The 12844-nt window shown below is 41.2% G+C and carries 10 protein-coding genes and 1 pseudogene; 2 read left to right on the forward strand and 9 right to left on the reverse strand.

Going from position 1 to position 12844, the window contains the following annotated elements:
* Positions 1–184 precede the first annotated feature (184 nt).
* The 5 genes from C509_RS0101130 to C509_RS0101150 form a co-directional block, all read right to left on the reverse strand.
* Entirely contained in the window at positions 185–442 is a 258-nt protein-coding gene (locus tag C509_RS0101130; RefSeq protein WP_018705053.1) for a DUF3243 domain-containing protein, read from the reverse strand.
* 90 nt (positions 443–532) lie between these two features.
* A complete protein-coding gene (gene ymfI, locus C509_RS0101135) occupies positions 533–1255 on the reverse strand; it encodes an elongation factor P 5-aminopentanone reductase (protein WP_018705054.1) in 723 nt (240 codons plus the stop codon).
* A 58-nt stretch (positions 1256–1313) separates the two neighbouring features.
* The gene (yfmH, locus tag C509_RS0101140) at positions 1314–2594 is read right to left on the reverse strand and encodes an EF-P 5-aminopentanol modification-associated protein YfmH (RefSeq protein ID WP_018705055.1); all 1281 of its coding nucleotides are present in this window, start codon (positions 2592–2594) and stop codon (positions 1314–1316) included.
* Complete coding sequence (gene yfmF / locus C509_RS0101145; RefSeq protein WP_018705056.1) at positions 2591–3874, reverse strand: EF-P 5-aminopentanol modification-associated protein YfmF; 1284 nt, start codon at positions 3872–3874, stop codon at positions 2591–2593. Before yfmF ends, yfmH begins: the two co-directional genes overlap by 4 nt.
* Positions 3875–4106: 232 nt before the next feature.
* Positions 4107–6425 (reverse strand): FtsK/SpoIIIE family DNA translocase, encoded by a 2319-nt coding sequence (locus C509_RS0101150; RefSeq protein WP_018705057.1) that lies wholly within the window; start codon positions 6423–6425, stop codon positions 4107–4109.
* Between the two features lie 208 nt (positions 6426–6633).
* Between C509_RS0101150 and C509_RS23185 the strand changes: the two are divergent.
* Positions 6634–7446 (forward strand): annotated as a pseudogene (locus C509_RS23185) (transporter substrate-binding domain-containing protein); the annotation flags it as partial.
* Between the two features lie 54 nt (positions 7447–7500).
* On the opposite strand, the gene C509_RS25305 reads toward C509_RS23185, so the two are convergent.
* From C509_RS25305 to C509_RS0101165, 3 genes are all read right to left on the reverse strand, one after another.
* Positions 7501–7725, reverse strand: coding sequence for a YlzJ-like family protein (locus C509_RS25305; protein ID WP_083934503.1), 225 nt, complete (start codon positions 7723–7725; stop codon positions 7501–7503).
* Positions 7722–8492 carry a ClpP family protease gene (locus C509_RS0101160; protein ID WP_018705059.1) on the reverse strand — a complete coding sequence of 257 codons (771 nt, stop codon included), beginning with the start codon at positions 8490–8492 and terminating at the stop codon, positions 7722–7724. Before C509_RS0101160 ends, C509_RS25305 begins: the two co-directional genes overlap by 4 nt.
* Before the next feature lie 114 nt (positions 8493–8606).
* A complete protein-coding gene (locus C509_RS0101165; protein ID WP_018705060.1) occupies positions 8607–10277 on the reverse strand; it encodes a ribonuclease J in 1671 nt (556 codons plus the stop codon).
* Positions 10278–10474: 197 nt separating this feature from the next.
* Here C509_RS0101165 and C509_RS23190 point away from each other — a divergent pair, with 197 nt between their 5' ends.
* Positions 10475–11908 (forward strand): PAS domain-containing sensor histidine kinase, encoded by a 1434-nt coding sequence (locus C509_RS23190; RefSeq protein ID WP_018705061.1) that lies wholly within the window; start codon positions 10475–10477, stop codon positions 11906–11908.
* A 43-nt stretch (positions 11909–11951) separates the two neighbouring features.
* On the opposite strand, the gene dapA is transcribed toward C509_RS23190, so the two are convergent.
* Positions 11952–12842 (reverse strand): 4-hydroxy-tetrahydrodipicolinate synthase, encoded by an 891-nt coding sequence (dapA, locus tag C509_RS0101175; RefSeq protein ID WP_018705062.1) that lies wholly within the window; start codon positions 12840–12842, stop codon positions 11952–11954.
* Positions 12843–12844 lie beyond the last annotated feature (2 nt).

Raw genomic sequence — 12844 nt, forward strand, 5'->3', positions numbered from 1 at the left:
AAGAAAAAAGAAAAAACTTTATAATAAAATACAGTCCTACGTAAAACCTGTGAAAACAACGGTGCCAAAATGCTCCGACTTATTACATAAACAACATAAAATTCAGCCGTAAGAGTTGTTGCAAGGGATTAATCCAAGTAAAAAAGAGAGGAAAATTCCTCTCCGTAACATTACCCTTATTGATTTAGTGAGCGCTATTGTTTTCAACCAGTTTAACCATCACACGGGCAAGCGCCTGCTGTTCTTCTTCAGATGCAACAGACCATAAATCAGAAAGCACTCGCTCCTGCTCATTTTTCGGGTCAACTTGATTAGCCAAATAATCTCCGACTTGATGGGCCATTTGGTTTATGACCTCTTGTGACATTCCCTGCTGTTGAGCCTGATCCAAACGGTCACCAAGGAAGTTCTTCCATTGTTCCCAGTTTTCAAGTACTGACATGCTTCTGTGCCTCCTTCACATTTTGGTACGTTGTTATTATTTGCATGAGTGAAGGAAATATGCATGATTCTTCAGTTAACAATACATATGTTATGTATACCAACCGCCATTAACAGCAATGACTTGTCCTGTAATATAAGAGGCTTTGGGTGATAGCAAAAATGAAACGGTATCCGCAATTTCTTCAGGTTCAGCAAGTCGGCCTAGCGGTATTTCTTCTTCAAGGCTTTCCAGCTCCTCTTTTGAAAAACGATGAAGCATACCTGTATTGACGGCGCCAGGGGCTACACAGTTCACTCTTACACCAGATCGTGCCACTTCTTTGCTCAAAGCTTTTGTGAATGAAATTTGTGCACCTTTTACTGTGGAATAGATCACTTCACATGCGGCACCTGTCTGTCCCCAAAGTGAACTGATGATGACGATTTGGGAAATTGTGTTTCTCATCAGTTTTGGAAGCAGGTTTCTAATCAAAATAAGAGGGCTTTTTACATGTAACTGAATCGCGTTGTCCATTGTTTCATCTTCAAGATCTGAGAAAAGTCCAAAAGGGGCATTTCCGCTTGAATAGACAATCGCATCCAATTGAAAAATATTCCCGATGATTTGTTCACAACCGCTTTCGACTGAAAGATCAGCCTTGATGGGAATAATTTCAACCTTGAACTTGGTCAAATCAGTTAAGAGTTCAGAGATCCGTTTCTCATTGCTGTGATAATGCAAATACAAATTCCAACCTTCACTCGCAAGTCTCATCGCGGTTGCGGCACCTATTCCACCGCTTGCGCCTGTAATCAAAGCAAATTTTTTCATTATACACTTCCTTCCACAGAAAAAACCCGGGCTCATGGCCGGGTTTGAATTGAATGGTTTACTTCGGTACTACTTGACATGTGGACATCCTGTCTTCTGAAAAGAACTCCGTAGCCACGGACTGCAGATCAGTAAATGTCAAATTCTCGATAACCGGTACAACATTGAACAAGTTCATTCCATTCAATTTATAGCGTGTAAACTGATTTGCAATAAACTCAGGTGAGTTGAACGCCCTTAAAAATCCGCCAATCCGCTTTTTCTTGGCTCTTTCAAGGTCTTCCTCATTCACGTGGGCTGCAGCATTCAGCATCATCTTCTGCAATTTCTCGGACAATACATCCGGTTCTTGGGTATCACTGCCGACGATGGCGAAGCCAAAGTTATCTTCCTGGCTGTAATCGAATTGGAATGTCTCATCGATCAACCCTTCATTGTATAATGCTTCGTAGTTGGCTGAACTTTTACCAAATAAAATATCGAGCAAAATATTAACAGTCAGTTCGTTCTTAAGCATATCCTCCCCATCGCCGTCAAAATGAGGTGCTTTTACCCCGACCATGCATTTTGGCGTCTGGACATCCATCTTAATAACCTGCCTTTTCTTTGCTGCAGCATCCGGTTCCTCCTCAAAATGCCTGACGATTTTGGGGGCCTCTTCAAATTGCTTTTTGCTCTGGTCTTCACGGACGAAAGAAATGATTTTTTCCGGATCGACCGGTCCCGTGACAAAAAGCAGCATATTGCTCGGATGATAAAAAGTGTTATAACACAAGTAAAGCAGGTCGGCTGTTATATGAGAGATCGACTCAATAGTGCCCGCTATATCGATTTTGACCGGGTGGTTATGGTAGAGATTCTCGATTAAACCGAAGTAAACTCTCCAATCCGGGTTATCATCGTACATCGTAATCTCCTGACCAATAATTCCTTTTTCTTTCTCAACGGTCTTTTCGGTAAAATAAGGTTCCTGAACCATATGGATCAGTGTACTTAAATTCTGTTCGACATTTGACGTGCTGGAAAACAAGTAAGCTGTTCTTGTGAAAGATGTGAATGCATTGGCGGATGCCCCCTGTTTGCTAAAAAGCTGAAACACATCTCCATCTTTTTTTTCAAACATTTTATGTTCAAGGAAATGTGCAATACCGTCAGGGACAGATTTCATTTCTGATTCATTCAAAGGGATAAATGTATTATCGACAGAGCCGTATTTTGTTGTGAATGTTGCGAATGTCTTATTAAAACCCTGTTTAGGAAGGACATACACTTGCAGCCCATTATCAAGCGTTTCATGGAATAAGGTTTCTTTTAACTGATCAAAGAATATGCTCTTCACTTTTTGGCCCCCTCTTTCATGCCCGTCAAAAAGTAAATTGTATCCATTTTAATCTTTTGGGCGGCATCTACAATCTCCTGTTTAGTCGTTTTGGAAATTCGGTCCTGCCACTCATCAAGAGTAATGGAAGTATGGGCAACAACGTTATGATAGAGCACTTCTGTCAGGCCGCGCGCTGTATCAATGGATTCAAGAAATTGATTGAGAATGACGGCTTTTGTCTGCTCTATTTCCTGATCGGAGAAATTTCCGTTCTTCATTAATTCCATTTGTTCTTTGATGATATTGACCGCTTTTTCATAGTTTTTATCATCAATCCCGGACATGACCATCAACAGGCCTTTATGACTTTCGATTCTACTGGCGGCGTAATAGGCCAAATTAGCTTTTTCTCGTACATTAATAAAAAGCTTAGAATGTGGAAATCCCCCGAATAAGCCATTCATCATTTGCAATGAAAAATAATCCTGATCACCGTACCTGATATTCGTACGGTAGCCGATGTTCAATTTCCCCTGTTTTAAATCCTGCCTTTCAATGATTTCTTTCACTTCTATATCATATTTTTCACCAGATGCTGAACTCCTCTGCGGTGAGCGTTGCGCAAAGCGGAGTTCATCGCAATAACTCTCCACTTCAGTCTTGTCAATATCACCAACTATGTAGAGGTCGAGTTCATCTTCATTCAAAGCACGCTCATAGTATTCGTACAACGAGCTTTGAGTTATACTATCCACTTGGTTTAGTTCTCCATGGACAAATAGCGAATAAGGTTCATCCTTGCACATTTCCTCGGTGACACGATAAGTAGCATATCTCATTTTATCATCGTATACTGACTTGATGCGCTGTTTTAAGGTACGTTTTTCTTTTTCAACCGTTTCTGGATCAAAAGCCCCGTTACTCACATTGGGCTCCAACAGTACTTCTTTTAATAGCTGGACTGCCTTTTGCAATAGTGGAGAGGAATCTTTCAAGAACACCTCGTTAGCCATTTCGATCGTCAATGTGATGATATGGTAATCACCTTTTTTACTCAGATCCACTTGTAAGGTTGCGCCATATAAATGATCGAGATACGTCCGCAATTGTGCGGTAGTCGGATGTTTTCTTGTGCTGCTCTGTAAAACATGAGGCAGTAGCGCACGATAAGTGACTGTCTCTTTTTCAAGTGGTGCTTTCATTTTCCAGATAATGGTGTTTGTCTTGAATTTATCAGTATTAATAAGATGCAAGGTATACCCTTGCTTTTTCACTGTTTCTTCATGCAATAACAGCATCCGTCACGCCTCCTTCATTAAAGAAAATATGTGTATTTGTCTGTCAGAATCCAGGCGCCATCAGGGCAAAGATCAAGCCATTTGCTGTGATGGCTTAAGATCATTGTAATTTGCTGTGCCTGTCGCTTTGCGTTTTCTAATGCAGGTCTGACTTTTAGGCTAGTTTACAGGTTATGTTTATCGTATGTCCAATCTTATCATTATATTCAAAATCCTGATTTGTATTCCGTCATCACGAAGTCTGTTCCTCCGACCGTGCAACCAGGACAGTTCTCGGTTTACTACCCTCATACGGCCCGACGACACCTCTTGCCTCCATTTCATCAATGAGTCTGGCTGCCCGTGTATAGCCTATCCTGAAACGCCGTTGCAGCATGGATACAGATGCGGTCTGCATCTCGACGATCAATTGTACAGCCTCATCATACAGCTCATCCTCCACCTCTCGGGATGTCTCCGGGACGTCCTCGGGAATCATATCTTCCTGGTATTGGGCTTTTTGCTGAGAGATGACGAAATTAACGACATCCTCCACCTCCTGATCCGACAAAAATGCACCTTGTACCCGGACCGGTTTTGAAGCCCCTACCGGTAGAAACAGCATATCTCCTCTTCCGAGAAGTTTTTCTGCCCCACCGGTGTCAAGTATGGTTCTCGAATCGGTTTGGGAAGATACAGCGAAAGCGATCCGGGATGGGATATTTGCCTTAATGACACCTGTAATGACATCAACAGACGGACGCTGGGTCGCAATAATCAAATGGATGCCGGCAGCGCGAGCCATTTGCGCCAATCGTGTAATTGAATCTTCCACATCATTAGAGGCAACCATCATCAAGTCAGCCAATTCGTCAACAATGACAACTATATAAGGTAACAGCGGCTGTTTTTCTTCCCTTTCAGCATTTTCTCGTTGGATAAAGTCATTATAGCCTTCAATATTTCTTGTACCTGTATGAGAGAATAATTCATAACGCCTTTCCATCTCACTTACCACTTTCTTGAGTGCCTGTGATGCTTTTCTAGCATCTGTTACAACTGGTGCCAGCAGGTGAGGAATCCCATTATAGACGTTTAACTCAACCATTTTCGGATCGATCATCATCATTTTTACCTCATGAGGCTTGGCTCTCATTAAAATGCTTGTAATGATCCCATTAATACATACACTTTTCCCGCTTCCGGTAGCGCCAGCAACTAAAAGGTGCGGCATTTTATTCAATTCAGCCACAACGGCATCACCGGTAATATCCCTTCCGAGACCGATCTGCAATTTTGCCTCCGGTTTCTGGTGCTGTTTCGCCTCGAGCACTTCCCTCAAGGAAACAACGGCAATTTCCGAATTAGGTACTTCAATGCCGATTGCCGATTTCCCTGGGATTGGAGCTTCAATCCGAATATCCTTCGCTGCAAGGGCCAATGCCAAATCATCACTCAAACTGACAATGCGGCTGACTTTTACCCCTGCCTCCGGGTGCACTTCATATTTTGTGACTGCCGGGCCAAGGTGAACCTCGGTAACATGTGCCTTCACTCCAAAACTTTGAAATGTCTGTTCTAATTTCGCTGCATTGCTCTTGATCAAATTATATTCATTGCTTTGGTCAGCTGTACGAGGTCTGGAAAGCAGCGTTGAAGGCGGCAGTTCATAATCTTCGTTCTCCATCTCTATGAACGTGAGCTTCGGAGCAAGATCCATATCCTCCTCGTAGTCTTCCGGCTCAATCAACTTCTCTTCTCTATCATTCTCAGGATGGTTGTTCCGTTCGGAAAAGCTTGAGATGATCGGTTCTACCGGTTCATCTGTATGTATAGTGTTTTTTGGAGGTTCAATAATAAGAGGAGGCTGGCCGGCATTTTCCTTTTCTCCGCCAATATCCGTCTTTTTTGCCTCTTTTTTTGCTTTTCTTTCTTCCTTCAGTTCTTTTATATCTTTTAAAAAAGCTGCCCATTGTCCTTTGATAAATACTCCGGATTTTTTTCCGGCCTTTTCAACAAACTCCCCCATTGATTTCCCTGTTATTAAAATGAGCCCGACCAATATGAGGAAAAAGCTGATGATTTTTGTCCCCGTTGCATCAAAAAGAAGATAAAATCCGGAAAATAAAATGGCTCCGATCATTCCTCCGCCTAAATCATTCGTTGACGCTTCCCCTTTGATGATTTGCATAAACAAATAATACGTGCTTTTTATAACACTGTTATTCGTAAGCATCCCTTCTTTATTCATCAAGCCAAAGAGTTTGACATGGGCAAGTACAAGAATACTGGCAAATATTAGATATAACCCAATGAGCCTTCCCTTAAATAAAACAGGCCATTCCCTTTTTATAATGAAAAAACCGGCAATACATAGAGTCGCCAGCAATCCAACCATATACCATTCACCGAGCAAAAAATAGAAAAAATGGGAGATTCCCCTGCCCACAGCACCAAGTTCAATAATGGATATCAACGTCAAAGCAATCAAAGCGATTCCTGACAGTTCAAATTGAAGGATTTTTTTTAGTTTATTACTTGTTTTACGACTTCTTCTTTTCTTTTTTGCCATTTTAATCACCTTGCCTAATCTATCATCTTGAACTTGAAAAATGCTTATAAAGAAACTAGAACATATGAGCTGTATGGTCATTCAATTATATCACATATCACTGTTCTCTTTAGGATGTTTTTCCTGTTTTTCTAAATATGGGGAGTCAGAAGCAGGAATCGATCGGCATATTGCAGAAAAGAAGTTTAAATAAAAAGGAGGATTTAGAATGTTTAATAAAAATCATTTATTCTTCATCATTTTTATCGCATTCATTCTGGCTGGATGCAATCCTGCGGAAGAAGTTGCAAACGAAACTGCTTCAAAAGAAAATCAGATTGAGCATGATAAAACAGCGCAGCTTGACCGTATTCTAAGGGATGGGGTCATCCGGGTTGGAACAACCGGTGATTATAAACCTTTTACATATTTGAACCCTGAGACGGATGAATTTGAAGGCTACGATATAGATGCAGCCAAGAAATTAGCTGAGGATCTGGGAGTGGAAGTCGAGTTTGTTGAGACTACATGGCCCGACTTGATGGATGATCTGCTCGCAGACAAATTTGATATTGGGATGGGTGGCATTACAAGAACGCTTGAACGGCAAAAGACAGGCTTCCTATCCAACCCTTATCTGGATTTTGGAAAAGGGGCACTTATCAGGCTGGAAGATAAAGATAAGTACAAAACCATGGAAGACATCAACAAGCCCGATGTCAGGATTGGGGTAAATCCCGGCGGAACAAATGAGCAATTTGTTGTAACCTATTTAAAGGATGCAAATGTAACTGTTGTGGAAAAAAACCTAGAAATTCCTCCAAAGGTGGCAGAAGGAGAGTTTGATGTCATGATCACTGATAACATAGAAGCCATCATATATGCAAAAGAGGATAAGCGGCTATTTTCAGCCTTTGAAAAAGATACATTAACACACAGTCAAATGGGATACTTAATGAATCAGGGTGAAGAAAGCTTCCATGACTGGGTCAATTTATGGATTGATGAAATGAACCTGAATGGAGAATTTGAAAAGCTGAGGAAAAAGTGGATAGATTGGGAAAAAAGCTTTCCCCAAACGGGGATAGCTTTTTTCTTAAGAGAAATGTACTTCATTTATATAAATTTGGGAGCCCGGCTGAATCTCGCTTCTCAAATAATCTGCAGGGTCGCTGCTCATGATTCGGATCACCCTGCATTTATGCCCGACTTGCTCCACCAACAATGGAATATCATTCCACATACATTCGGTTTGATTTGAAAAATCCTCTTGATTAGACGGGAAAATATGTTCATGAGGAACAATGGAATGGATAATCATTGCAGCAGCCCTCCGTCCTCATCACTTTCTTTATTGGCAGCTATCATTTCATTCAACTTTTTCATCGCCGAGCCAACACCGCCTACTTCATCAATCAACCCATATTTTACCGCGTCAGCCCCGATCACATTTGTACCGATGTCACGCGTCAAATTCCCCTTGGCAAACATAAGGTCTTTGAATGTCTCCTCGGAAATACCGGAATGCTTCTTAACAAATCTGACAACACGTTCCTGCATCTTATCCATATATTCAAATGATTGAGGGACGCCTATGACAAGACCGGTCAATCGAATAGGGTGAATGGTCATGGTAGCCGTCTCGGCAATAAAGGAATAGGAGCAAGACACAGCAATCGGCACCCCGATGGAATGACCACCCCCTAAAACAATGGATACGGATGGTTTTGATAAAGTCGAAATCATTTCGGATATGGCAAGTCCCGCTTCTACATCTCCGCCAACCGTGTTCAAAATGACAAGCAATCCTTCGATTTTTGGATTTTGTTCAATTGCCACGAGTTGCGGGATGATATGCTCATATTTCGTCGTCTTATTTTGAGGGGGCAACTGCATATGTCCTTCAATTTGTCCAATAATCGTCAAACAATGAATATTTGTATTTGTATCCTGTCCGGCATCGGGAACATTCGTCTGCCCCAACTGTTGTATTTTTTCCACAATTCCGGACGGCTTCAGGTCCGGTGTCTTATCTGGTTCATTAGGCCCTTCTTCGAGCCGATATTTGGATGAATGTTCGTTCTGCATCAAATACCCCCAAAACAAAAGATAATTAAAATTAGTATTTAACTACTTTGTTTGTTTCATGCAGAAAGAAAGAAAAGCACCCGCATTGGTGCTGCTGGCGCTTTTCGTTTGATATCATACTTCCATGATAATCGGCAGAATCATCGGTCTCCTTTTAGTCTGGTCAAATAAAAACTGATTCAGCCTGTCCCGAATATCCTGTTTGATACCTGACCAGTCAAATGAGCCTTCAGAAATGGCTTGTTCAACAATCGACCGAACGATATTTGTTGATTCATCTATCAGCTTCTCTGATTCCCTTACGTATACAAAACCGCGGGAAATGATTTCTGGGCCGGATGCTATTTTTTTGTTCTTCTTATCAAGTGTAACGACGACAGTGAAAATTCCATCCTGTGAAAGCAGCTTTCGGTCCCGAAGGACGATGTTTCCGACATCCCCGATGCCGATTCCGTCAATCAATACATTTCCGGCAGGCACTTTTCCGCCAACAGACATTTTGCCATCTTTGTATTCGACGACTTCTCCATTGCTTGGAATAAATATCTGATTCTTGTTTAAACCTGTTTGTTCCGCCAGCTTTGCATGTTCGAAAAGCATCCGGTACTCTCCCTGGATTGGTATGAAAAATTTAGGTTTCATCAGATTGAGCATTAATTTGAGATCTTCCTGGCTTCCGTGCCCCGACACATGGATTTTAAAATATGGTGTACTGACGACCGCGCCTGCCCGGTATAAAAGATCAATCGTTTTATACATAAATGTTTCCAATCCAGGGGAAGGAGTGGCTGTGATCAGCACAGTATCTCCTTTTTTAATATTGATCTGTTTGTGATTTTGCCTTGCCATTTTTTGTAAGGCTTCAAATGGCTCGCCCATTGTTCCGGTTGAAATAATGACAATTTCATTATCTTTATATTTTGGTATATCGCTGATTGGCACCATAAGCTCATCTGATGCCAGGGAAAGGTAGTTCAACTTAAGTGCGATTTCAAAGCTCCGTTCTATGCTTTTTCCAACAACCGCCACTTTTCTCCCGTTCTCATGCGCAGCATCCAATGCCTGTTGGATCCTGATGAAATTGGATGCAAAACAGGCAACAATGATCCTACCTTGTGCTGTGTGGAATGTGTTGGATAATTCCCTTTCCGTGACCGCTTCCGAAGTGGTAAAGCCGGGGTTTTCCGCTTCGGTGCTGTCCGAGAGAAGGCAAAGGACACCGGAATCGCCGATACTTGCCATCTTTCCAATCTCTGCCCTGTATAATTCGGTGGCTGCCTGATCGAATTTAAAATCACCGGTATGAACTATTTTTCCTTCTGATGTTTGTATGCAGATCCCTACAGAATCAGGAATGCTGTGTGTTGTATGGAAAAACGTGATGACAGTACGTTCGAATTTTATTCTAGAATTGGACTTCACGGTATGAAATCGATTAGACGTTTTTAATCCGAATTCCTTTAATTTTTCTTTGGCAAGTGCGATAGTTAATTTTGTACCGTATACCGGAGCATTTATTTTTTGTAAAACGTAAGGAAGCCCACCAATTGCATCTTCATGCCCGTGCGTCAAAAATATCCCTTTGATTCGATCTTTTTGTTCCTCAAGCCACGTTGTGTCCGGTATAACAATATCGATGCCGAGCATTTCATTTTCAGGAAATTTCAATCCGGCATCGATAATGAAAATATCCGTATCAATTTCGATGACATACATATTTTTTCCAATCTCTCCCACTCCTCCAAGCGGGATTATTTTTATGTTGTCATTTTTTATTTTAGTCAAAATACTTCTTCCTCCCATGATGTGTATTCCCGATCTTCATCAGTTACATTCCATTATACTTGATTGTGATTTCCATGTTCAACAATTACGGAAATTAGCGGGCTCAGGTAATAAAGTCTAAAGCTTAATATTAAATCTCTTGAAAAATATGATACAATTTTTATAATTATATGAAATTGAAATAAAGGAGATATTGCATGAACAAGGGAAATTTGCTTCAGGAGCTTGAGATTTACCGCTCATTCCTTCAATACTCTGATATCCTTTTCTCGTTTCATTCAGTTGATGGAGACTTTACATATGTGTCACCGACTTCATATCCCTTACTTGGATATAAACCAGAGGAACTGCTCAATTCCTGCCTCTACGATTTTTCTCATCCGGGTGACAGAAAAAAGTTAAAAGATATTTGTTTCGCTCAAACCTATGAAAGGATCAAATATCGTTTCTGCCGTAAAGAAGGCGATTATATATGGTTGGAAACCACATTGATACCGTATTCCGGAATCGATGAGCAAAGAGGATTCTCCTGTATTTCAAGGGATGTGACGAATCAGATTGCAACTGAAGCGCAGTTAGAGGAAAATAAAGAAATGTACCGCCTTCTCGTTGAAAATTTTCAAGATACTGTCGGTATCATCACTAAAAGCGGACACTGGATTTACATTAACGATACAGCCAAGAAATTGTTCGGCGTTACAAGAAAAGAAGAAGTGATCGGCAAGTCGATCTTTGACTTCATATATGCTGCATCTCATGAAGAAATAGAGCGTCAGTTAGCGCAGAATGGGATAAATGGAGCCTTTGAACTTACTGTTTCAAGACATGACGGACTCAAAAAGTATGTACAGGTCAAGCTGATTCCGACGATTTATAAAGAAAGGGAAACCTTTCAAATCTTGATCAGGGATTTGACCAATCAAAAGAAGGCTGAAGAAATCATGCACAGGACAGAGAAACTGTCCGTTGTAGGACAGCTTGCTGCAGGAATCGCTCACGAAATCCGGAATCCTCTGACAGCCATAAAAGGCTTTACTCAATTGTTAAAAAAAGAGGATAATAATGACTATCTTGAAGTTATGTTGAGTGAATTGGAGCGTATCGAAGACATTGTAAGTGATTTATTAATTTTGGCAAAACCTCAGCCTTCCAAAAAGGAACAAGTTGATATTGGGCTGTTGCTGGATGAAACTGTTGATCTCTTCCGTTCGGAGGCTATTCTTCATAATGTAGAGATCTTTTCCGAAATAGAATTGACCACACCTTTTATAAAGGGTGAATCCAATAAATTAAAACAGGTTTTTATCAATTTATTGAAAAATGCCATTGAAGCCATGCCGGATGGTGGTAAAATTACCGTTAGCGCCATTAGGACAAACAATGAACAAATCGTGGTGAAAATCATGGATGAAGGCATCGGTATTCCGGAAGAGCGAATGCCTAACCTTGGAGAACCCTTTTACAGCACGAAAGAAAAAGGGACCGGTCTGGGCTTGATGATATGCAATCGGATTATTAAAAATCATGGCGGAACAATGAATATCGAAAGTGAAATTAATAAAGGAACCACAATCAGCGTATTTTTTCCGGCTTTCAGCCCTCCGGAAAATATGAAAAAATCCCCTGGTTAAAGAGCCTGCCTCTTTATCCAGGGGATTTTTTTAAAAGTTGTTGTCAGTTATTGGATATCTTCTTTACAGTATTCAATACACTTTGCAAATCCAATCTTTCTTCTTCAGACAAAGGAACAAGGGGCAGGCGTACAGAGCCTACGTCAAATCCTGTAAGCTGAAGGGCCGTTTTAATAGGACCAGGGCTTGGAGCTTTAAAGATTCCTCTCATAAACGGAAGCAGTTGTTGGTGTAAGACTGCTGCCCTCGCATGGTCACCTCTTAAAAACGATTGAACCATGTCCTGCATCTCATTCCCGATAACATGGCTGGCAACAGAAACAACTCCCACTCCACCTATTGAAAGCACCGGCAATGTATAAGCATCATCGCCACTGTACAGCATAAAATCATCTTCAGTATTAGCAATGATTTTAGCCATAGCGTCCAGATCGCCGCCCGCCTCTTTGACAGCAACAATATTATCAATTTTTGACAGTTCAATAACAGTATCAGGCAATAAGTTGACCGCTGACCTTCCCGGAATATTGTAAAGCATTACAGGCAATTTAGTTGCAGACGCAATTGCCTCAAAATGTCTAAACAAACCGGCCTGGTTGGGTTTGTTGTAATAAGGTGCAACCAGCATGATTGCATCTACCCCAAGCTCTTCGGCTTTTTTTGTCAATTCGATCGATGCATACGTATTATTGCTTCCTGTACCTGCAATAACAGGAACCCTTCCTGCTGCCTCTTTGACAACATGCTCGAAAAGAGCAAGCTTTTCCTCTGTCGTCAAAGTTGGAGATTCTCCAGTTGTCCCGGCCACTACGAGGGAATCTGTCCCGTTACTGATCAAATGATTTACAAGTTTAGAAGTTTTTTGGAAATCAATGTTTCCCCTATTGTCAAAGGGTGTCACCATTGCCGTTGATACCCTGCCAAAATGAGCCATAC

The organism is Siminovitchia fordii DSM 16014 = CIP 108821 (assembly GCF_000374565.1).
GTDB lineage: Bacteria > Bacillota > Bacilli > Bacillales > Bacillaceae_C > Siminovitchia > Siminovitchia fordii.